The 22,641-nt window shown below is 45.1% G+C and carries 19 protein-coding genes and 1 tRNA gene; 7 read left to right on the forward strand and 13 right to left on the reverse strand.

Features of this window, described 5'->3' with window-relative positions; genetic code table 11:
* Positions 1-52 precede the first annotated feature (52 nt).
* Both ftsW and murD read right to left on the reverse strand, forming a co-directional pair.
* Positions 53-1,249 carry a putative lipid II flippase FtsW gene (gene ftsW, locus PSBA01_RS02530; RefSeq protein ID WP_186474963.1) on the reverse strand — a complete coding sequence of 399 codons (1,197 nt, stop codon included), beginning with the start codon at positions 1,247-1,249 and terminating at the stop codon, positions 53-55.
* Positions 1,250-1,537: 288 nt separating this feature from the next.
* The gene (gene murD / locus PSBA01_RS02535; RefSeq protein ID WP_186474964.1) at positions 1,538-2,974 is read right to left on the reverse strand and encodes a UDP-N-acetylmuramoyl-L-alanine--D-glutamate ligase; all 1,437 of its coding nucleotides are present in this window, start codon (positions 2,972-2,974) and stop codon (positions 1,538-1,540) included.
* Positions 2,975-3,642: 668 nt separating this feature from the next.
* Between murD and PSBA01_RS02540 the strand changes: the two genes are divergently transcribed.
* The 4 genes from PSBA01_RS02540 (at position 3,643) to PSBA01_RS02555 (ending at position 8,344) form a co-directional block, all read left to right on the forward strand.
* Complete coding sequence (locus tag PSBA01_RS02540) at positions 3,643-5,142, forward strand: SulP family inorganic anion transporter (protein ID WP_071002792.1); 1,500 nt, start codon at positions 3,643-3,645, stop codon at positions 5,140-5,142.
* A gap of 177 nt (positions 5,143-5,319) precedes the next feature.
* A complete protein-coding gene (locus PSBA01_RS02545) occupies positions 5,320-6,174 on the forward strand; it encodes a universal stress protein (protein WP_186474965.1) in 855 nt (284 codons plus the stop codon).
* Positions 6,175-6,636: 462 nt separating this feature from the next.
* On the forward strand, positions 6,637-6,975 hold the full coding sequence (locus PSBA01_RS02550; protein ID WP_010197981.1) for a P-II family nitrogen regulator: 339 nt from the start codon (positions 6,637-6,639) through the stop codon (positions 6,973-6,975).
* A 106-nt stretch (positions 6,976-7,081) separates the two neighbouring features.
* Positions 7,082-8,344: an ammonium transporter gene (locus tag PSBA01_RS02555; RefSeq protein WP_186474966.1), complete on the forward strand. Its 1,263-nt coding sequence runs from the start codon at positions 7,082-7,084 to the stop codon at positions 8,342-8,344.
* A gap of 196 nt (positions 8,345-8,540) precedes the next feature.
* On the opposite strand, the gene PSBA01_RS02560 is transcribed toward PSBA01_RS02555, so the two are convergent.
* From PSBA01_RS02560 to PSBA01_RS02570, 3 genes are all read right to left on the reverse strand, one after another.
* Entirely contained in the window at positions 8,541-8,924 is a 384-nt protein-coding gene (locus tag PSBA01_RS02560) for a DUF2147 domain-containing protein (protein WP_071002789.1), read from the reverse strand.
* 260 nt (positions 8,925-9,184) lie between these two features.
* The gene (locus PSBA01_RS02565) at positions 9,185-9,448 is read right to left on the reverse strand and encodes a hypothetical protein (protein ID WP_186474967.1); all 264 of its coding nucleotides are present in this window, start codon (positions 9,446-9,448) and stop codon (positions 9,185-9,187) included.
* A gap of 52 nt (positions 9,449-9,500) precedes the next feature.
* Entirely contained in the window at positions 9,501-10,337 is an 837-nt protein-coding gene (locus PSBA01_RS02570; RefSeq protein ID WP_228724621.1) for a DNA/RNA non-specific endonuclease, read from the reverse strand.
* Between the two features lie 186 nt (positions 10,338-10,523).
* Between PSBA01_RS02570 and PSBA01_RS02575 the strand changes: the two genes are divergently transcribed.
* Positions 10,524-10,614: transfer RNA gene (locus tag PSBA01_RS02575), tRNA-Ser, on the forward strand.
* 782 nt (positions 10,615-11,396) lie between these two features.
* Here the strand turns inward: PSBA01_RS02575 and PSBA01_RS02580 are convergent.
* On the reverse strand, positions 11,397-11,699 hold the full coding sequence (locus PSBA01_RS02580; protein ID WP_071002761.1) for a hypothetical protein: 303 nt from the start codon (positions 11,697-11,699) through the stop codon (positions 11,397-11,399).
* A gap of 357 nt (positions 11,700-12,056) precedes the next feature.
* Between PSBA01_RS02580 and PSBA01_RS02585 the strand changes: the two genes are divergently transcribed.
* Positions 12,057-12,821: a YdcF family protein gene (locus PSBA01_RS02585; protein ID WP_186474968.1), complete on the forward strand. Its 765-nt coding sequence runs from the start codon at positions 12,057-12,059 to the stop codon at positions 12,819-12,821.
* A gap of 53 nt (positions 12,822-12,874) precedes the next feature.
* Here the strand turns inward: PSBA01_RS02585 and PSBA01_RS02590 are convergent, their stop codons facing one another.
* The 6 genes from PSBA01_RS02590 to PSBA01_RS02615 all read right to left on the reverse strand — a co-directional run bounded on the left by PSBA01_RS02590 (position 12,875) and on the right by PSBA01_RS02615 (position 20,957).
* The gene (locus PSBA01_RS02590) at positions 12,875-13,783 is read right to left on the reverse strand and encodes a putative RNA methyltransferase (RefSeq protein WP_228724622.1); all 909 of its coding nucleotides are present in this window, start codon (positions 13,781-13,783) and stop codon (positions 12,875-12,877) included.
* A 170-nt stretch (positions 13,784-13,953) separates the two neighbouring features.
* On the reverse strand, positions 13,954-15,072 hold the full coding sequence (gene mraY / locus PSBA01_RS02595) for a phospho-N-acetylmuramoyl-pentapeptide-transferase (protein WP_186474969.1): 1,119 nt from the start codon (positions 15,070-15,072) through the stop codon (positions 13,954-13,956).
* 3 nt (positions 15,073-15,075) lie between these two features.
* Positions 15,076-16,524, reverse strand: a complete 1,449-nt coding sequence (locus PSBA01_RS02600) for a UDP-N-acetylmuramoyl-tripeptide--D-alanyl-D-alanine ligase (RefSeq protein ID WP_093070127.1) — start codon at positions 16,522-16,524, stop codon at positions 15,076-15,078.
* Positions 16,525-16,607: 83 nt separating this feature from the next.
* Positions 16,608-18,326: a UDP-N-acetylmuramoyl-L-alanyl-D-glutamate--2,6-diaminopimelate ligase gene (locus PSBA01_RS02605; protein WP_186474970.1), complete on the reverse strand. Its 1,719-nt coding sequence runs from the start codon at positions 18,324-18,326 to the stop codon at positions 16,608-16,610.
* A 67-nt stretch (positions 18,327-18,393) separates the two neighbouring features.
* Positions 18,394-20,478, reverse strand: coding sequence for a peptidoglycan D,D-transpeptidase FtsI family protein (locus PSBA01_RS02610; protein WP_186474971.1), 2,085 nt, complete (start codon positions 20,476-20,478; stop codon positions 18,394-18,396).
* On the reverse strand, positions 20,475-20,957 hold the full coding sequence (locus PSBA01_RS02615) for a cell division protein FtsL (protein ID WP_071003736.1): 483 nt from the start codon (positions 20,955-20,957) through the stop codon (positions 20,475-20,477). Before PSBA01_RS02615 ends, PSBA01_RS02610 begins: the two co-directional genes overlap by 4 nt.
* Before the next feature lie 14 nt (positions 20,958-20,971).
* Between PSBA01_RS02615 and PSBA01_RS02620 the strand changes: the two genes are divergently transcribed.
* On the forward strand, positions 20,972-21,130 hold the full coding sequence (locus tag PSBA01_RS02620) for a hypothetical protein (protein ID WP_156770989.1): 159 nt from the start codon (positions 20,972-20,974) through the stop codon (positions 21,128-21,130).
* 242 nt (positions 21,131-21,372) lie between these two features.
* On the opposite strand, the gene rsmH is transcribed toward PSBA01_RS02620, so the two are convergent.
* Positions 21,373-22,422, reverse strand: coding sequence for a 16S rRNA (cytosine(1402)-N(4))-methyltransferase RsmH (gene rsmH, locus PSBA01_RS02625; protein ID WP_071002755.1), 1,050 nt, complete (start codon positions 22,420-22,422; stop codon positions 21,373-21,375).
* Positions 22,423-22,641: the final 219 nt, after the last annotated feature.

The following is a 22,641-nucleotide window of genomic DNA, read 5'->3' on the forward strand; positions in this document are numbered from 1 at the left end:
GCGGCGCTTTTTTAGTGCTTGATCATAGAATGTATAGACTAATTTAAACTTTTTAGTAGTAGCGGCATTGGCTCTTTTCAATCTCAGGACTTTCTTTATATATTTTTAATAATAAAGCCACCATCATCAAGCTAATCAACATTGAAGAACCGCCATAACTAAAGAATGGCATGGTGAGACCTTTGGTAGGAATGGCACCCATGTTCATCGCCGCATTAATAATCGTCTGCGCAATAAACACCACACCGATACCGAACGCGGTATAGCTCATGCGCATTTGGCGACGTTTTAGCGCGTTGTAACTGATACGCATCGCACTACCGATAATCAATGCTTCAAGTATCAATACCATACTGACACCAACAAAACCCAATTCTTCACCCGTAATCGCCAATAAAAAGTCAGTATGCGCCTCAGGCAAATGCGACAGTTTTTGCACGCTTTCGCCATAACCAACCCCGGTAAACTGTCCACGGCCAAAAGCAATCAGACTACGTGCCAGCTGATAATCGGTATCCTGCACATCATCAAACGGATCCATGAACGACATCACACGTACCAATCGATACTCTGCCGTGGTCACCATCAACACTGCGCCACCAACGGCTGCCGCACCCAATGCTAAGAAATGCTTATAAGGTGCTCCAGCGATATAAAAAATCGCAAATAGCGTCCCCAAAATAACGACAAAAGAACCAAAATCTGGCTGCGACAATAGCAGTATCGTTATCAGTACCACCACTAGCATAATGCGTAAAAAGCCGTCTAGGCCATTACGAACCTCAAAAGAGCGGCGCACCACAAAATCAGAGACAAACACAATCATGACAAGCTTAGCCAACTCGGCTACCTGAAAGTTAAAGCCTCCCAGCGTGAGCCAGCGCTTAGAGCCGTTAATGGGTGTACTAAACAGCGTTGCCACCAGCAAAATACCAGTAATACCCAACAAAAGAAACTGCGTTTCAGTCTTATATAGCGTCCGTAACGACACACCATAATAAGGGATAATGGCGACGATTAACCCAATCGTCATGTAAAGTAGCTGATTATTGAAAAAATACAGCTCCGTCATACCGCGACTGAGCGCAAAAGGAATAGAAGCAGAAGCCACCATCAGCAGACTAAGTACCATCATGCAACCTACGCTCGATAGTAAAATTGCGCGCGCTGATGGCATAGAAAGCACACCATCTGAGCCAGAGGCTTGCTTGGTTTTGGGCGAAGAACGAAAAAAAGAAGAGAGCGCCATAATTTTATATACACTAACAAACGAAAAAACACGACGTCTATGAAACGCCACCGTTTAAAAAATCATAAAGTAAATCTTACTAGATAGACGATGATAAAAACCCTCAATCATCAAAAAATGCTTGAGCAATCATTTATCTAGCAACCAGAGTCATTACGATCGACAGTAGCAGCAATTTATAAGCAAAACAATCATTTATACGAGAAATGCTGCTTTGGTTAATAAGTAACTCACATGCTACTACACTATCTAAGCTAATCTGTTCGAGCCCATAGCCATTTAAAACTTTTAACTGATAATCGTGCTATCTGATTGTGCCGTGTCTAACTGAGCAACCAATCGACTGAAATGCTCACCGCGAGCCGCATAACCACTGTATTGATCAAAACTGGCACAGGCAGGTGACAACAATACCGCTTGCACTTGCGATAGGCTGCTGGCAGTGACTTGCTGAATAGTGACAAAGGCGTTTTCTAATGTTTGGCATTGATGCAATGCCACATCGTCGCTTAATTTCGTTGCGCGTAAATGCTGCTCAATCTGCTTGCCATCCTCACCAATAAACAGCACTTGGCTGACATACTGATTGATAAAGGGCGTCAACTCGCCAAACTGCTGACCTTTACCTTGCCCGCCCAAAATCAATAATAGCTTACCATCTTTTGGTGCATAGACCGCGCCTAGCCCTTCGATAGCAGCCATGGTCGAGCCAATATTGGTGCCTTTAGAATCATCAAAATAGTCGATATTAGCAAAGCTCCCTATATACTGGCAGCGATGCTCAAGACCTGTGAATTGCTGTAACGTTTCGAGCATACTCTCAAGGGGCAAACCTGCAAGCTCACCGAGCGCTAAAGCTGCTTGCGCGTTTAGCAGATTATGACGTCCTTTCATCAACAGTTTGTCTGCGGACAGTAACCTTTCTGTACCACGCGCAATAAATGTTTGACCTTCCCCATCTGTTATCAGGCCGTACTGTCCTTTGTCAGGCGCATGGATGCCAGTACTGATCCTTGGCAGATTGTCTGCAACCAATGGACGGGTGAGTGCATCCTCACGGTTGATGACGACGGACTTAGCGCCTTGGAAAATACGATGTTTGGCCTGATGGTAGCCCAGCATATCACCATGGCGATCGAGATGATCTGGCGACATATTGAGGACAGTAGCAACCTTTGCCCCCAAGTTTGTGACGGTTTCTAGTTGAAAGCTAGATAGTTCTAGCACCGCCAGCTCCATGTTCGTATTATCCAGCAAAGTGAGTGCCGGTATCCCTATGTTGCCGCCCACACCCACATTGATACCAGCGTCTGCTGCCATTTGCCCCACTAAGGTGGTCACGGTGCTTTTGGCATTGGAGCCTGTGATCGCCACGATCGGCACCGTACAAGCCTCACAAAAAAGCTGAATGTCGCTGACGACGGGAATATTTGCGTGACGAGCTGCTGCAATGGCAGGTGTGTCAAGCGAGATACCAGGACTGATAATAATGCGGGCAGCTTGCTGCAATAATTCTGCATCAATGTTACCAAACTGACGAACCTCAATCTCATCTGGCAGTTGTGCTGCCAGTGTAGGCGCGACCTGTGCATCTGTTACCGCCACTTGATAGCCTTGTTTGGCAAGATAATGCGCGACCGATAACCCAGACTGTCCCAAACCAACCACGACCTGTAGACCATTACCCTTGTGGATCAAGGTTTCTGTTGCGTTATGAGCGGTCATATCTATTCCTTCTATTGAACGAGCGAGATGTCATCAAGCACACTGATGCGGATAGCGACTCCAAATGACACCGTCGAGATGACAAGCATCATAACGGTATCGTTCAGATTTCGGTACTGATTTTTTATGTGTTTGTGCTATTATTCGCCTATTTTTATATTCAGTGGCTAATGCTATAATAGCTAACTTAATTGATGCGTGACATTGCTATATGATAAAGCAGTTCACCCAAGCATTTTAGTTTATCATGTTGTCACATTAATCGCGCTATTGTCACGTCTCTTTAGCAATGATTCAAGTGTCACAATGGGATGTCAGACCCGCATTCTTTTCTGGCAGATTATTGATTACCCTCTACTGCAGCAAGTGATTGCTGATTCTATGTCTTACGATAGGCCTTTTTTATAGCCTATTTTAAGCAATCTGGTTCAAACCATATTTTAGGTAGTTTTATTGCTCTTATCATCTTTTTGAATATTGATGAGCGTATTTGTGATACCAAAAAAATCAGTAGACATACTTATGATTGACCTTTCACATTCCAACACGGCAACATGACCTGTGCATGTTGACGTAAAAGAAAAATGAATAGCTATTTTTAGTGACACGATCATTTTATAAATGAGTAATGATTACTTTTTTTGCCTCTAACCCTATGTAGTTTACTTATGATATCTTTTGTTGATAACTTGCGTGACGAGTGGTTCTCCAACGTTCGCGGTGACGTTTTATCGGGCTTGGTTGTCGCCTTGGCGCTTATTCCAGAAGCCATTGCCTTTTCTATTATCGCAGGTGTGGATCCAAAAGTCGGCCTATATGCCTCATTCTGTATCGCTGTGGTGATCAGTTTTGTCGGTGGTCGTCCAGGTATGATTTCGGCAGCAACGGGTGCTATGGCCTTAGTCATGGTTGATTTGGTTGCCGATCATGGTTTGCGCTATTTACTGGCTGCGACCTTATTGTGCGGCGTCATTCAGGTCGTCATGGGCATCCTAAAGCTTGGTAATTTGATGCGCTTTGTCTCGCGCTCAGTCGTCATTGGCTTTGTCAACGCACTGGCAATATTGATATTCGCCGCCCAGTTACCAGAATTAAATCCCATGACTGAGCGTGTCGGTATGACGGTATATATCATGACGGCTGTGGGTTTGGCAATTATTTATCTGTTTCCACTTATCCCTAAAATAGGCCGTGTGATTCCCTCTCCATTGATTTGTATCGTTGGTTTGACAGCGGTCGCCATGTATATGAATCTTGATATTCGTAACGTCGGTAACATGGGTGATTTGCCAGATTCGTTGCCTGTGTTTTTGTTGCCTGATATTCCATTGAACCTAAATACATTGTTGATTATTGCTCCTTATTCTATTGCGCTTGCCATTGTGGGTTTATTAGAGTCTATGATGACTGCGACGATTGTCGATGAGCTGACCGATACGCCAAGTGATAAGAACAAAGAGTGCCGTGGTCAAGGCATAGCTAACGTGGTGTCAGGTTTCTTCGGTGGTATGGCAGGCTGTGCGATGATTGGTCAGTCAATGATTAATGTAAAATCCGGTGGACGCACGCGCCTTTCTACCTTGATCGCAGGTGTAGTACTGCTTATCATGGTGGTATTCTTAAGTGAATGGGTCAGCCAAATTCCGATGGCAGCTCTCGTTGCTGTCATGATTATGGTATCGATTGGCACGTTTAACTGGCAATCTATTCGCGAATTCAAAACCCATCCGATGTCATTCAATATAGTGATGCTAGCGACGGTATTGACCACTGTCTTTACGCACAACTTAGCTTATGGCGTTGGTGTTGGCGTGTTGCTATCTGCCTTAGCATTTGCCAATAAGATTGGTCAGTTCTTAACCATATTCAGTGAGTACGATGATAGTAGCAATACCCGTTATTATTATGTTCAAGGACAGGTGTTCTTTGCCTCTACGACACAGTTTTTGAATAGCTTTGATACCAAAGAAGCGGTAGACAGCATTCAAATTGACGTCAGCCATGCACATTTTTGGGACATCAGTGCTGTTGATACCTTGGACAAGCTGGTCATGCGCTTGCAACGTGAAGGTATTAATGTCAAAGTGGTAGGACTCAACAATGCGAGTCGAACCCTTATTGACCGCTTCTCTATTCACGATCGCCGAGATATTGGCTTATTAGATTAAGCAAATCTACGTCTAACTTGTCATTGATGTATGGCAAGGTTTTGTGAATCGATGAGTGATTTGTGAATCGATGGATAAATAGACAGCTGCGTTGGTCAAAAGAGTTGGGTATGTACGTGATGCCTTAGCCCTACGCTGAGTGGCTGATTTTGATGATTAGAATGATGTGGCCGTTTTATGAGTAACTTAAAACCAGATAGTGTCATTGCTTGCTTGGACTGTCCTGATCATGTTCAAGCTGTATTAGAGGCCAGCATGTGGGCTTCTATTCGCTTGCGCGCGCCTGTAGGACTGCTGCATTCAGTCCCAAGCTTACAGCAAAAAGCTGCAATCAATTATTCAGGTTGTCTCAATATCGATGATGAAAATGCCTTGCTTGAGCAGTTCACAACCAAAGAGCATTTGGGCAACTGTGAGCTAAAAGCACAGGGCAGACTATTACTGTCTCAAGCTACCACGTATTGCGAGCAAAAGCCTCATAAGCTTAAAACTTATACCTTGCATCGTCATGAAAACCTGAACCAGAGTATCGATTACGTCGATGACAAGGCACAATTGATCGTCATCGGTCATCATGTCACGTGCAAATCGACATTAGGACAACTGATTAGAGTCAGCCACTGCCCCATTTTGGTGACACATGCACCATTTTTGCCCCCTACTACCGCTTTGTTTGCTTTTGACAACAGTCCAACATGCCATAAGTTACTTAATTGGTTGTGTAAAACCCCGCTCGTGCGTGCCTTGACCATTCATATTGTCATGATCGGTAAAGAAACCTCTGATAACTGTGACGCCCTACGTGAAGCATACGCGAAGCTCAAGCAAGCAGGTATCAAATCTAAAAAAACATTATTAGACTGCCGTGATGTTGCGGCGGCTTTAAATTACTACCAAAACCAAAACGATATCGGCCTACTCATAACAGGCGCGTTTGGCCAATCGCGTTTACGTGAGTTGCTACAAGGCAGCGATACTAAGAAGTTATTAGGCAACACCAAAACACCATACCTCCTTTTTCCTAAGGCTTAAGCATCGTTTTATCTACACACATAGCCTATCTATATAAGCGCAGAGCACCAATGACTCTTTTGGTCTCTGCCGCTTACCGCGACCTCTCCTCTATTTAGCTTTAATCAGCTGTCATCAAACGTTCATTTTATTACTAAACTCAAGTTAGCAAATCGTCACATGAAATAGAGGGATAGCCTCCCCAAGCACCTAAAAAGTTGGTTATAATAAAGTTTTCATTAACCAAACGCTAAAGGTTAATTCGCTTTTACTATGTTTATAATGATGGCTCTCATCATTACATCGTCACCCATATACTCTGTTGCAACCGCGGTTATTTTTGAATAAATAAACCCAATTCTACCTCCCCCTTGAGTAGGTTGGCACAGTTCTTGAATAACTTACCGTAAGCAAAGCAGAGATACGACGATGCACCATAATGCCTCTATCAATCTGCGGCATCACACAAATAAGGAATTTTTTATGAAGCTAATCACTGCGATCTTAAAACCGTTTAAGCTCGACGATGTGCGTGAAGCGCTTTCTGACATCGGTGTTAAAGGTGTTACCGTCACTGAAGTCAAAGGTTTCGGTCGTCAAAAAGGTCACACAGAGCTCTATCGCGGCGCAGAATACGTGGTGGACTTTTTACCTAAGGTAAAAGTCGAAGTCGCTGTGATCGACGAGATGGTTGAACCTGCTATTGAAGCAATCACTCGTATCGCTAGCACTGGCAAGATTGGTGACGGCAAAATCTTCGTCACTGCGCTTGAGCAAGTCATTCGTATCCGTACGGGCGAAACCGGACCTGATGCTATCTAGATTTGAGGCCATATCTATAAACATCGATTTATAGAGAAAGGCTCTTACTGCATTTTTATCTATCGGTCATACCGATATCTATATTGTAAATTCAAGGGGAATTTAAATGGAAAGTCAAATCTTTGAGCTCCAGTATGCGCTCGATACGTTTTACTTTTTGATCTGTGGGGCGTTGGTCATGTGGATGGCAGCTGGCTTCACTATGTTAGAGGCCGGATTGGTCCGATCAAAAAACACGGTCGAAATCTTAACTAAGAATGTCGCGCTATTTGCAACCGCCAGTATCATGTACATGATATGCGGCTACGCTATTATGTATGGTGGCGATCTGTTCTTGAGCGGAATTGCAGGCGGCGACACCTTGGTAGAAGACGCGTTAGCAGCCTCTGCCGAAAATGGCTTTAGTGGTGACTCCGTCTACTCTGCAGCCTCGGACTTTTTCTTTCAAGTTGTCTTTGTAGCAACCTGTATGTCAATCGTTTCAGGTGCTGTTGCTGAGCGTATGAAGCTATGGGCTTTCTTATTATTTGCTGTTGTCATGACGGGCTTTATCTATCCATTAGAAGGCAGTTGGACTTGGGGCGGCAACGATGTCTTTGGGTTATTTAACCTAGGTGACATGGGTTTCTCTGACTTTGCAGGCTCTGGTATCGTACACATGGCGGGCGCTGCTGCTGCTCTAGCAGGTGTATTACTCCTAGGACCCCGTAAAGGTAAATACGGTCCTAACGGTGAGATACGTGCGATTCCTGGCGCCAATCTTCCACTAGCCGCGCTTGGTACGCTGATCCTATGGATGGGTTGGTTCGGTTTCAACGGTGGTTCAGTACTAAAACTTGGCGATATCGCCAGTGCCAACTCTGTTGCCATGGTCTTTTTGAATACCAATGCTGCTGCTGCTGGCGGTGCTGTAGGCGCTCTGTTAATCGCTCGTATCATCTTTGGTAAAGCGGATCTAACCATGCTCCTAAACGGTGCATTAGCCGGCCTAGTCGCCATTACTGCAGAGCCATCAACCCCTTCTGCGCTACAAGCCACTCTTTTCGGTGTTGCCGCTGGTGTCATCGTCGTATTATCAATCTTAGCGTTAGATAAAATCAAAATTGATGATCCAGTGGGTGCAATCTCAGTTCATGGCGTGGTTGGTCTGTTTGGTCTACTAATCGTACCAATTACCAACCCAGCATCTACCTTTATCGGTCAGATTGCAGGCGCTGCGACCATCTTTGCTTGGGTATTTGTTGCAAGCTTCATCGTTTGGGTCATCATCAAAGCTGTCATCGGTATCCGTATCTCTGAAGAAGATGAGTACGAAGGTGCTGATATTGCAGAGTGTGGTATGGAAGCTTATCCAGAATTTATCAGATAAGATCTCTTAATAGTCTAAACCCTATCGTTCGATACGCTGATACTACTTACCGTAGTGTCAGCGTTTATTATTTTATTGAGTAACCTCCCCTTACTGACACAATAAAATATAAAACATAAAAAATCCCGCAGTACCTTTCGGTAGTGCGGGATTTTATCTATTAAGTACAGATCTGATAAAAAACTACTTGATCGACTTATTTCTTTTTCCACTCTTGGCTACGAGAGAATGGACCAATATAGCCTCTTAGCTTCAAAGTATTACCACTTAGATTTGCCGTCATACGATAATCTTTGCCTTTTTCAGGATCAGTAATCGTACCACCGCTGTATTTACCGCCACCATCAGATTTTAGACCTCTAATAATGGTCTTGCCTATATGCTTTTTGCCTTTGGCTGAGTTAGTAGCAATGAGCGTACCTGTCAGTACCCCATTTGACTCAGTAATTTTTACCGTACCTTTTGGCTTGCCTTCATCATATGTCTGCCAAGTCGTATTGGCTAATGGGTCAGCAGCAAATGCCATACTAGCAATACCAATACCAGCAACGGCTAACGTGGTTTTTGTAAATAATTTCATAGATTGACTCCCTTCATACAATGATTGCTCGAAACATTATGTTTCTGATGTCCTATGCTTATCCTTTGCTAGAATCTTTTATTACAAGCTTTGCGACTCTCTACTTATAAAGCGTAGGTTATCGATATTGCTCATAACTCTTTGTCAAAGATTTTGAGCGACATAAGCGATGTCTTGACTCATTATAATCAATTTTCCGACTTTGCCTAGTAATTTTTTTATACTTTATTATTTCTATAAAATAAAACCATATCAAAGACTTACAAGAAGGGATTGTCGATATCTTTGCCCAATTGGTCATCATTTTCCTTTGACTTATCATCATTATTATTATAAAGGTTTTTACTTTCAAATATGTTTATGACCCGACTCATTAGCTCATGCAATTGCTGAGCGTGTTCATATCCGGATGCATCCAAAGTCAGGTCTAGATCACCATAGATGATGATTTTGTCCTTTTGGTTTTCAATAACAAGATCACCAACCTGCATGCTTTGGTGATCATTGGCGAATGGGTCAATCATGTGTGCATCCTTATGGTGTATTTAAAACTCAAAAAGTATTCTACGTTTTGCTCTATGCCTTTAACTGCGAAAGTAACCACTCCAAAATAGCCCAGACGAATAGCATCCAATCCGGCTCCTGAGCTGGCGCATCAGTTGTGTCTGAACTCTCCCCTGCCTTCAATGGCAAATCCAATGCTTCTCGCTTAGTTTGAATGTCCAACATCGGCAAGACATCGATACCGGTTTCAGCGGTCAGCTCATCGATACTAATAACATCAATGCGTTCAGATTCGTCATTTGGTGCGTAATATACCCCTGCCTGATTGGTCGCGGGTATATACACTGCTTTGAAAAAATGGCTGGGTACAAGCACACGATTGGCAAGCTGCTTGGTCTTAGTATTGGTAAATGCGACGCCAGTAATGGTATAAACCTCACCGTATTGCTGGGTCAAATAGCGAGTAGCCGATTCGATATTGCGCCAAATATAACGATTATTGCGCGGCGACTGCGGCGCGATATTGACCAGACTGAAGCTATCATACTGTTGGCTGCGCGTTGCCATATTGGCATTTGGTGCTAGGTGCCCGCGATCATAACCAGAACCTGAATAGTCAGATAATGACGCGCGTGCTGATTCTGGGAGCTTGCTTTCTTCATGGAAGCTATCTTCACGGTCGATCTGTTTGGCTTGCTGCAGACGCGCACGATCTAGATGTTCTGCTGACCACAGCGGTGTCCGTGATACACCAGAGTACATAACGGCAAAGCCATCCATGCATAGTGTTTGTGTCTTATTACTCAGCTTGGTGTTGGTAAATTCAGGATAGATACCACCATAAAAAGATTGGCTACACTGCGTGAAATTATCAGCATGCGCTTGAGTGATACCTATTGCAACTGTCATGACAGTCATTAGTATGCTGTGTTTAAGCCCATATGTGCGCTCACGGAAACTTATCATTCAATCTTCAACCATTTATACTCATCATTGCGTATCTGCTATCCTAGCAGGCAGTTAGCAATAAAGAAAGATAGCGCGCAAGTCGTGACATTTTAAATGGTATCCGCTATACTTAGGCGTTCAAAAAACGGTGAAGTGGGTGAGTGGCTGAAACCGCACGCCTGGAAAGTGTGTATACGTTAATCGCGTATCGAGGGTTCGAATCCCTCCTTCACCGCCAATCTTATCTATTCTGAGAAACGCACTAGTTTTTCTGTACTGTCATACTCTATCCTAAATAAAATCCAGACACCTTAACAGTAAGACTGTCAGTCTGATCGTCTAATGCTGCCTAAATGGTGATTTTTATCCTATCTATCAAAAAAAACCACCAATAAAGAATATTGCTGGCTCATATCACTGCTCTATTGCTGCTAATATCTAAATCTACAGCTGTTTACTGCCTATACATCTCTTTATTGCTTCTTTTTCACTGTCACTTAGATTCATATGTAACTTGTTCAACCCCAAATTTATGCGGCAGTCTCGTCTGATTTTTTTCGTTTCAGCAGACATGACTGGTTTTGGAGTCGCGTTTACTGCTTCTGCAAAAGCAATGCTTGGTACCATCGCGTTGGCTGAGTAGCCTATTACACTGAATAAGGTGATAAATAGTACGAACAAGGTTTGTCTCATGGGCGCTCTCAGTCGATTTTTAAGATGATTATTTAGGACAGTCAATGAATATTTAACACCACTGGTTTGATTGAAAAGCACTATTTGAGATAACTAGCGCGCGCAGATGATGTTAATACTGTCTCTTATCATAGCCAGTTCCTATGTTAAGTAGCTTGATGAAAGTTTAAGAAACGTTAAGGTGTGAGCGTTTTGCATACCTGCTAGACCGTAATATCTCTTCAAATAGAGATACAAGACCGGATATATCACAACTACTAGCCAAACCATTGCACATAAAAATGACGCCTACTTAGGGCGTCATTTTTAAATAATCAGATATCACTTTTAAGAGCGGTGTCTGTAGTCGTTTTTGCTTTGTTTATCGTTTTTATATTTGCCCTGATATTTGTCTTGATGCTTTTCTTGTGCTTTATGCTTGGCAGCCACTATTTTTGCTTTTTGCTGTGATACCTTTGCCTTGTTTTTGACAACTTTATGTTTACTACCTACTTTGGCTTTAGCATCATGCTTTTGATGCTGTACTTGAGCGGCATGAGATTTTGAGTAGTCAGGTGCAGCGTTGGCTTGACCAACCATAGATAAACAAGCGGTAGCGGCTAAAATCGAACTTACTATTATCTTTTTCATTGTTTTTTCCTAATGTAATTCATATTAATAAATGATGATTAAAGATACCTTATGAAGTATCACGATAAAGCATCGCTCTATCGACAAAGAAAATGATAACTGGTTCTCGTATTAAGTAGCTTTATGAAACTTGAAGAAAGGTTGCGATTGTTACCTTTATTTGGCATATTCGTCCACTAAACTGCAGACAGTTGTATAGTTGTGCCACTGGTGTAAATAGACGGGCAGACCTAGAAGTATGTATAACGCTTTTGGTCGCTGTTGATGTGGCTGTAGCGTTTAATATTTGATGCTGAATGTTTGACACTTATATAGAAAGCGTGATTGATCTATCAGTGCTGACAGGATAAAAAATTTATGTTTGGATTATTACGTATCGTATTGATAGCGCTTGGATCCATACTCATCATTGACTGTACTGCTCTGATGGCCGTAGATAAGGTTAATTTTGGTACAGTGCTGCCTTTTTTGATAGGCGTGGTTTTTGTAGGGCATGGACTAGGTGCTCCTTTAATTATAAAAATACTTGCTAAGAATCCTTTACTGCGACGTATTTGGTACGGATTGTGGCTAGCGTTTGGGTTATGGTTCATAAGCTTTTTGGTATTTGTTTATTCATTGCAGCAGCAGATTGCCCAGGGCAGACAAGATTTGCCACCTGTAGCAGCTATTATTGTACTCGGTTCTGGGACGGTCGATGGCAAGCCGACCCCTACCTTAGCTAGTCGCTTGGATACGGCAGCAACACTGATTGAGCAGCAACCACAGGCATTGATTATTACCAGTGGCGGTGTGGGCTATGAGCACACGCGCAGTGAGGCGGACATCATGGCGACTTACTTGGCGCAAACCCATGACATTCCACTAGATCGTATCTATCAAGAAGGGAAAAGTACCAGTACTGAGGAGAATTTGGCGTACAGCCAAATCATACTTGAACAGCATGGTATTGATAAAGAGGTACCGATTGCGATTGTCACCAGCGACTTTCATACCATCCGCGCAGCCGCCATTGCCCTCCATCAAGGTTATACGCAACCAATCACGCTTGCCAGCCCAACCCCACTGTCTATTCGCTACAATGCATGGTTTCGAGAGTATTTTGCCTTTGGTAGCGGTTAGCTACTACAAGAATACTGATTAGTGGATGCCGTAACAAAAATATTAAAAGGCTCTCAACTGGACGCCTTTTTTTGCAAAATATAAACCACAAACTTGGCCTCTGTATTAAATGGCGCGTGCTTACTAAGCTCCAGTAACGCTTGTCTTTTTTCACTACGTGCGCGGTAGGCATACGGGGTCATGGTCATTAAATCAGCCAAATCATCCGCTGATAATGTCATCTCTGTACTAACATGGTCAGTCCCCATCAACGTAAAGTATGGCGCCAACTCGTGTAAAAACTTATCAGAATCATGCTCACGCACATCATCGAATAAGGCATCTCGCATCGTCGCCAAGTGTCCGGCATCTGGTTTGGCAATGATTAAATAACCATCATCGGCCAATACCTCAGCGAACGCTTCAGGTAAAATAGGACTAAAAATACTGCTAATACCCGTCACACTATGAGAGCGTAACGGTAGATGCGCGGCGCTGGTCACTAGCGGATAAATCACCGTTGTTTTGGCAGCATTAGTATTATTGCGCTGATACCAAAGACGACCTGCCGCCTTACTGACTTTAGCCAATTCCACCAATGCAGGTTTGCTGATATCCGCTGCGAGTAAGTTATCAATAATACCTGAGCCAAGTTGTGCCATTGCCTGCGTGTAGTAGCCCTCGCCGCAGCCAATATCAAGCCAATTCACAGACTGAGTATCCTGCTCCTCTATGGCCTCACTTTTTGACAGTAGCGCTGCCATCTTTTGGCTAATCAGATTCTGTAACGGCCCATAGTGCCCATGGTTCAAAAATCGCTTGCGGGCATTGATAGATTCTTGACTGTCGCCAGGTGCTTTTGATTTCTTCTGCTGTACAGGCAACAGGTTGACGTAACCTTGGCGAGCCACATCAAAAGGGTGTGAGGTGTTTTTGGGGTGCAAACTACCGTCACAGCGCCACGTATCGGCTGCAGGCTGCATGGGTGACTGGCAAAGGGGACAAATAAATAAGGACACAGGTATCTCAACGTCATAGCAATATGACCCACATTTTAACAAATTTCGTGTTGCTTAGACGATAAAAAGCCACCTCAATAATCATCGAGATGGCTTCTAAGCAGGAAAGTTAGGTATGTTTGAGGCTTGTTTTTCTAACGCAGCTTCAAAGTCATTAGCCCAAGGATGACGAGAATGATGGCGATAATCCAAAACCGCGTCACCACTTGCGTTTCTTTCCAGCCAATTTCTTCAAAATGATGATGTAGCGGAGCCATACGGAAAACGCGTTTTTTGCGCAATTTATAAGAGCCAACTTGCAGCATTACTGATAGCGCTTCAGCGACAAATAGACCACTCATAATGGCAAAGGCAATCTCTTGTCGCGTCATCACGGCAATCGTACCGAGCATCGCACCCAGTGCCAACGCGCCCACATCACCCATAAATACTTGTGCAGGATGCGCATTGAACCACAAAAAGCCAAGACCCGCCCCGACCATGGCGCCACAAACGATAATGACTTCAGAGTTATAGGGAATATACGGAACGTGCAAATAATCCGCAAAGCGCACATCGCCTGACACATAAGCCATCGCACCCAAGCCTGCTGCGACAAGCACTACTGGTAGGATTGCTAAGCCATCAAGGCCATCAGTTAAGTTAACCGCATTGGACGCACCATTGATCACAAAGTAGGTAAAGATAATAAAACCAATACCAAAAGGTACTGCCGAAAATGGAATCATCCAATCTTTAAAAACCGGCACCAACAGATCTTGCATCTCGTGAGTCGTATTGATATCCGGCTGTAGTGTGGCGATGTAGTATAAAGAGACGCCGACGAATAATGCGCCCATCGACAACCAAAAATATTTCTTGCGCGCAATCAGACCTTTGGGATCTTTATACTTGATTTTGAGCCAATCATCCGCCCACCCTACAGCACCGAAGATCACCATAACAACGAGCAAAATCCACACATAAGGATTGTTCAAACGTGCCCATAGCAGAGTCGATACCCCAATAGCACTGAGAATCAATACCCCGCCCATGGTTGGCGTACCGGTCTTGACCAAATGCGATTGCGGCCCATCATTGCGAATGGCCTGACCGTATTTGAGCGCACGCAGATGCTGAATGACCCGCCCGCCAAAAAACATACTAAACACAAGCGCTGTGATAACCGCAAGCAGCGCTCGCAACGTCAACGAAGAAACCGCAGAAAACGGTGTATAATACTGGCCAAGCCAGCCAAACAACCAAACTAACACCGCCTACTCCTCTACTAGCGCATGAATAAGTGTTTCCATTGTCATGGAACGCGAGCCTTTGAACAACACCGTACAAGGTTTTGCTTGGTGCGCTTGTAAATACGGCTGCAAATACTGCAATAAGCTGTCTTTGTCTGCGAATGCCTGAGCATTGATATCAGCAACCTCTTTCGCACCAGCAACGGTGGCCTTGGCATATTCGCCAACACAGAGCAGCACATCGATACCTGTGGTCGCGATAGTACGGCCGAGGCTTTGATGCTCACTAACTGCCGCCTCTCCTAGCTCGCCGATATCACCCAACACCATCACTTGCGTACCCGTTTGTGCAGCCAATACTTTGGCAGCGGCGCGTACCGAGTGTGGGTTGGCATTATAAGTATCATCAATCAGACGGTGCTTACCCAGTATCTGACTGTTCAGACGACCTTTGGCTGGACGCGCGTTTTCAAGGCCGATAACAATATCACTGACGTTGATATTTAATGCATGCGCACAGGCTGCAGCAGCCAAAGCATTATTGACATTGTGCTCGCCTGCTAATGGCAAATTGATATCATGAACCTGATTACCGATATGTAGCTTAAACTCACTACGCTCAGGCTCTACATCTAGATGGCTTGCGCTCACATCGGTATTACCAAACCCAATCACATGTGACGTGTGCTTTTCAGCAATGCGGCGTAACTGATTGGTAAAATCGTCTTTATCAGGAACAATCGCAAACTGCGCATCCGTTAAGGTGTGATAAATCTCCGCCTTGGTTTGGCAAATACCTTCACGGCTACCGAACTCACCCAGATGAGCCGTACCAATATTTAGGATACAGGCCACATCAGGGCGCACAATCTCAGTCGTATAGGCGATCTCACCAATGTGGTTGGCACCCAATTCTAAAATGGCATAGCGATGATGGTCTGATAACTCAAGCAGCATCATTGGCACACCCAAATCATTATTGAGGTTACCACGAGTAATCAATGTCGGTGCCAATCGACCAAAAATACTGCCTAGCATTTCTTTGCAGGTGGTTTTACCGCTAGAACCAGTAATCGCTATCACGGTCAGATCTTTATGCTGCTGACGACGATAGCTTGCCAACTGCCCTAACGCCAAACGGGTATCACTGACAACCAGCTGCGGAATCGCATTTGACTCAGATAAGATAGGACGAGACACAATGACAGCAATGGCACCTTTTGATGCTGCCATATCGATATAGTCATGACCATCGAAGTTCTCACCACGTAACGCCAAAAAGATATCACCAGGCTTTATCGTACGAGTGTCGGTCGCAATACGCTGACTGGCTAGGGCTGGCTGGCCTGCATCTGTATAGTCTTGTGGCAGTTGCCAGTGACCATCGAGCGACGCTGTCGCCTCGAGCATATTATCCATTTGCCAGACATAAAGCCCTTGCGACTGGATGGTGTTATCGTTGTCGGCTGTCATAATGGTTACCTTATATAATGACTACTCAATTTTTATATTTAATGTTTAATTTTTTGATAATAGGGGTATCGATAATCACTCGACTATATACGGCCCGCTTGCGCTAACGCCTGCTGCAAAATCACACGGTCATCAAAATCGTAACGGACATTGTTAATCTCTTGATAGGTCTCATGGCCTTTACCAGCGATGACGACAATATCGTCTGGACCTGCCTGACTGACGGCATATTCAATGGCCTTTTGGCGAGCAGGTTCTATATGCGTACGTTGATATTGCTCAGCACTCATCCCAGCCTGCATATCCTGTAAGATGGCATTAGGGTCTTCGGTACGTGGATTGTCAGCGGTCAAGACAACTTGATCAGCACCTGTGAGGCCCGCTTGCGCCATCAGTGGGCGCTTACCTGCATCACGATCGCCGCCACAACCAAACACTGCCCATAGCTGACCTTTACAGTGAGTTTTCAGGCTCGCCAGCACTTGACTTAAGGCATCTGGCGTATGTGCATAATCAACGATAAAACAGCCATCATTCGATGGCACGCGCTGCATACGCCCAACTGCACCTTGTAGCTTAGGAACAGTCGTCGCAATATGCTCGGTACTGATGTCTGACTTAGCACCGAGCGCCGCAGCTGCCGCCATCGCTGCGATCAAGTTGGCAACATTAAAGCGACCGACTAATGGACTGACAATCTCGATAATATCCGTTTTCTCATCACCAACTGTTTTATCATTAAAGTCAGTACGCAGACTTATCTTGACGCCCTGTAGACTTGGCTCGATATCAGCAGCGACAAAAGTAGCAGATGTTGCAGGCTCTAGACTGTACGTCCATACCGTCAAATCACTAGCAGTGGCTGTATCCAACATAATCTGAGCATGTTCATCATCGACGTTGATGATGGCATGGGTCAAATCTGGGAAGTGAGCTTTATCAAATAGCTTGGCTTTGGCAGACGCGTATTCTTCCATATCAGCATGATAGTCTAAGTGGTCACGACTCAGATTGGTATAAATCGCAATGCTAACTGGCACGCCTTGTAAACGCTGCTGATCCAGACCATGAGAGCTGGCCTCTAATGCCAATATTTCAGCATTCTCGGTACCCATTTGATATAAAAACTGCTGTACAGCCAAAGCGTCTCCAGTGGTATGGCTGGCTTGCACCAAAGCGCCAAGGCGACCATTACCTGCCGTACCCATCACTGCACTGCTCATGCCTGTTAATTGGGTCAGCTGTGCCACCAATTGACTGATGGTGGTTTTACCATTGGTTCCCGTGACAGCGACTACCTTTGGCAGGGTCACTGGCTGCTGATATTGCAAATATGCTTGGATTAAGCTGCCTAAGAAATCACGAATATTAGGAACGTATAAGATTGGGCACGGCAGCGCTGCTAATTGCTGCTGTGCGTTAGACTCACCATCCATCTTCAGAGGGGTATTTGCTTCGCTAATCAAGGCAGCAGGATCCATCTCTGAGAGGACAAAAGCAGCCTTCTCAGCGGCTTGTAGCAAATAATTTCGGCTCTTTTGGTAATTTGGATTGTGGCTTTTTAAAAGGATGAATACGTCATTATTGGATAGTTGACGGCTGTCTAGTTGGAACTGCTGAAAAGGAATATGAGCAATTGATTGAATCTGATCCGCCCCTGACTGACTCGACGCCTGTTGAACCGATGCTGCGATCATCGCGGTTAGCTGTTGCGCCAGCCTATTATCGCTAGTATGGATAAGCTGCTGTAGAGTGGCCGTCGTAACAGTGGCGCTATTTGGCGATAAGGTAGGCATGGTCATGAGCAAATCCTAAACAGTTAATACAAATCAGCCCTTAAAGAGCTGACTACTTAAAATCATTGAACGCCTACTGTGGTTCTGTTTTGAGCGGCTTATCTAAAGGCACATTATACAATCGTAACGCTTCTTTCATCACGTTGTGGAACACAGGTGCGACCGTTAGACCCGCATAAATCTGACCGCGCGGATCTTCAATGAGCATGACGCCCACAAGCTTTGGATTAGACGCTGGTGCCATACCAGCAAAGACATTGCGATACTGGTCAGAATAATAGCCACCCTCTGGGTTGATACGGCGCGAGGTACCCGTCTTGCCTGCCACACGGTATCCGTCAATGGCGGCAGCTTTAGCTGTTCCACCTGCCTCGGTCACGCTCTCAAGCATCTGTACAATAGACATCGCCTGCTCGCGCGCCATAATACGCTTGCTTGGTTGCGGTTTGTCATCTTTGATCAAAGTCAACGGGTGCATCACGCCACCTGCTGCGAGGGCTGAATAAGCCTGCGCTACCTGCGCTAGTGTCACTTGTAAACCATAACCATAGCTGACTGTCGCACGGCGTGAGGTTTCTTTCTCTTTTGGCGTCACAATCAGACCACTGCCCTCACCTGGGAACTGTAAAGGCGTTTTTGAACCAAAGCCAAACTGTCGTTGCATATTAGTAATGGCATCAGGCGGTAGCGACAACGCAATCTTAGTTGAAGCCACGTTACTAGACTTCTGTAATAGCGTCGCCATGTTGATCATGCCCAAATTATTATGATCGCGGATGGTATAGCCACGCACGCGAATTGAGCCAGGATTGGTATCAATTAAAGTGGTCGGCGTATATTTGCCTGAATCTAAGGCTGCCGCAACGGTGAACGGCTTCATCACCGAACCGGGTTCAAACACATCCAATAGCGCACGGTTACGCTGGTTTTCACCGGTCATCTCATTGAGATTGTTTGAGTTGAATGATGGCCATGTGGAGAGCGCCAGTACTTCACCAGTCTGTACGTCGACGATCATACCCGTCGACCAGCGCGCTTTTTGCAGACGCCCTGCTTTTTCTAGCTCTTTGTAGAGCAAGTATTGCAACCGCGAATCAATCGTCAGCGCCACATCTTTGCCTGGTATCTCAGGCTCAAGTTGCTTGATCTCTTTTAAGCTGTTTTGTTTGGCATCTTTTAAAACAAGCACTTTGCCATCGTCGCCTGCTAAATCTTTTTCATACTGGCGCTCAATACCAGCACGTCCTTCGTAACCACCCTCAGGGTCGTTGGCGTTTTGCCCCATAAACCCTAACAACTGCGCGTTAGATTGCGGCTGCGGATAATAACGCTGAAAGAAATTTTTCTCATGGACACCAGGGAAATCAAGCGAGCTAACACTTTGCGCAATCTCAGGTGTGACTTTATTGAGAAGGGGTAAATAATGCGAGCCTGCACCAGAGGGCAGCGCCGCTTTGACTGCTGCTTCATCGGTCACATCAATACTGTCATCGATTGCCGTGGCTTTTTTTAGCTCATCGACAGAGATGTTGGCAGCCGCAGCCAGCGTCGTCAGATCCATATTGTCCAAACGCTTTTGCATACGCGCCTGCAATTGTGGACTATTAGGATTGGTCAAGATAATACGTTTGAGCTCGTAGTATTCGCTCGCGTAATCATGCGGGCTAAATGACACGGTCGCCAGCGGTGCGCTCACTGCAAGTGGTAAATCATTACGGTCAGTAATCATACCGCGATAGGATTTTTGCGTGCGCTCACTGGTAATGAGCTCATTACCTTTGTCTTGATAAAACTGCGCGTTGGCCACCTGAATATAGTAGGCACGGCCAATCAATAGCACCAATATAACCAGCGCCAAACCCCAAACGGTACGAAAACGGTTTTTGTCCTGCTCAAAGCCGCCACGAGACGAGGCGCCAGAGGCTTTACCTAAAAACCCTCTTTTGCTCTTTGGGTTTCTGGCACTAGCATGCGTCCCTTTCGTGTCACTCTTTTTGATACGATCAAATAATTTGGCTTTACGACTGCCTGCCGCTTTATCACTCGTTTGTCCAGATTTAGCAGCGCTCGCACGGCGTAATGGTTTGGTCACCTTGCCACTGGCTGGTTTTTTACTGGTATTTTTTGCTGATGTGGATTTAGGTTTTTTGTCGCTCATTGTCCTGCCTCCGCTACCGGTTCTTCAGGGGAGATATCGGTAGAGGCTCGTGGTCCGACCACATCTAAATCTAACTCATCGTCGTCATCAGAGACTACTGGTGCCAAGGCGGTGGCGACACCAGGCTGAATAATCAGCTTATCCTTTAGTGTCGGTGAGTACATACCCAATTCCGCCACTGCACGACTGGCGATTTGCGGCGTGGCGCTAAAAGTTTGCTGCTCAATCAATAGACGCTGATGTTCTATTTGTAGCTTACGCTCTTGTTTTTTCATGTCTTGCAAGGTTTTATAATCCTGATGATATTGCTGAACGGCTTCGGCAGTCTTGATGCCGCTCCATACGATTGCGGCTGCCAAGAGCAGTAATACGACCACATAAATGCTCACCACATTGAACCGACGCACGAATAGCTCGCCGATATCGGTGTTATAGGGCGCGACGGCGCGGCGGTTTGCAGGTTTGTCAGATATTGCCATGACGATCTCAAAAAGTGAACGTAAACGATAAAGTAGATAATGGTCTGCAAGCAATGAACGCATCATTGCTCAGCCATACCATTGATAAAAATAAAACCAAAGATGACCGTCTTATAGCGGCAACAGCCTACCGCTATAGCGATATGTCATATCAAAACCTGCTGTCTTACTAAACCTGCTATCTTGCAAAGTCGAATAGGTCGAATAAATAATCACGTTATTTTAGAGTAAAGAATGATTGAGTTGCTTGATATCTCAGACACTCTCAACTAATAAATGACGGAAAATTATTTGCTGAGCCTAACAGACAATATTTACAGCTTTTTAACAGTGGCGTAGCGATTAAGACATTTATGCATCATTCAGACAAACAATAGCAATCATATGCGATTTACTCAGTGTTTTCATCCATGATTTATGGCGCGACTGTCTGCTGATACTCTGTGTCGGTGCGAGTTGCCATACGCAACCATGCACTGCGCGCGCGCGGGTTTTGGCTCGTTTCAGCTTTGCTGGGGCCAACGCGTTTTGGCTTGCTAAAATAGCGCGGACGATTGGGCAGCATCGGTAGATTTTCATCTTCTGGATATTGCCCTTTGCTATGTCGCTGCAAAAACTGCTTGATGCGGCGATCTTCTAATGAATGAAAGCTAATGACCGCAAGCTGCCCGCCTGACTTCAAGATAGCAATACTTTGCGCTAAAAATTCGTCAACATCGCCCAGCTCATTATTAATAAAAATACGCATGGCCTGAAAGCTTTGCGTGGCTGGGTGCTTACCGCGTTGCCAATTGGGATGCGCCTCTTTGATTACCTCTGCCAGCTCAAGCGTAGACTCGTAGCTCTCCATCTGTTTGATAGCGCGCGCAATACGGCGACTATGACGCTCTTCACCAAATTCATAAAGCACATTGGCCAATGTCTCATCGTCAACCTGCTCAAGCCACTCGGCAACTGACTGGCCGCGACTGGTATCCATACGCATGTCCACTGCCCCATCGCGCATAAAGCTAAAACCGCGGCTACCATCATCAATTTGCGGTGATGAAATACCCAAATCCGCCATCAAGCCATCCACTTCACTAATGCCCATAGCAGCCAGACTATCTGTCAACGTTGCAAAGCTGTCATGAACCACATGCACACGGCTGTCTTTACTTGCCAATTCCTGCGCCACACTAATGGCTGTCGGATCTTTGTCAAAGACAATCAGTGTGGCGTCATCGGCAAGCTGACTTAATAGTAACCTGCTATGACCGCCACGACCAAAGGTCGCATCAACGTATATACCGCTTATATTTAAGCCATTTTGGTCGCCGTCTTTTTGCTTGGGTAGGGATTTTACCCCTAGCACGGCAGCGACGGTCTCCTCTAGCAGTACCGCATCATGGACAAAACTTAATTCATCAGACGTGATATCACGCTCACTATCGGATTGAGTCGGGTTTAGGGGTTCATCTTGCATGGTGACATCCTCATTAGAGAATGGACTGGGCGCTGATTCAGTGCGGTCAGTGGGAGCAAGACTGGCTTTCGATTTTGGCGTAGACTTTGATAGGGACACAAACAACTCAATAGATGACGACCATACTGGCCAGTAATTGGATGAAAATAAACAAGTTATGACTTGCCTAGCATTATTATCGCAAGGATACACGGGTAGTCAAGCACTAGAAGGGCTTTT

Origin of the sequence: Psychrobacter sp. KCTC 72983, from assembly GCF_014280455.1 — a bacterium.
Taxonomy (GTDB): domain Bacteria; phylum Pseudomonadota; class Gammaproteobacteria; order Pseudomonadales; family Moraxellaceae; genus Psychrobacter; species Psychrobacter pacificensis.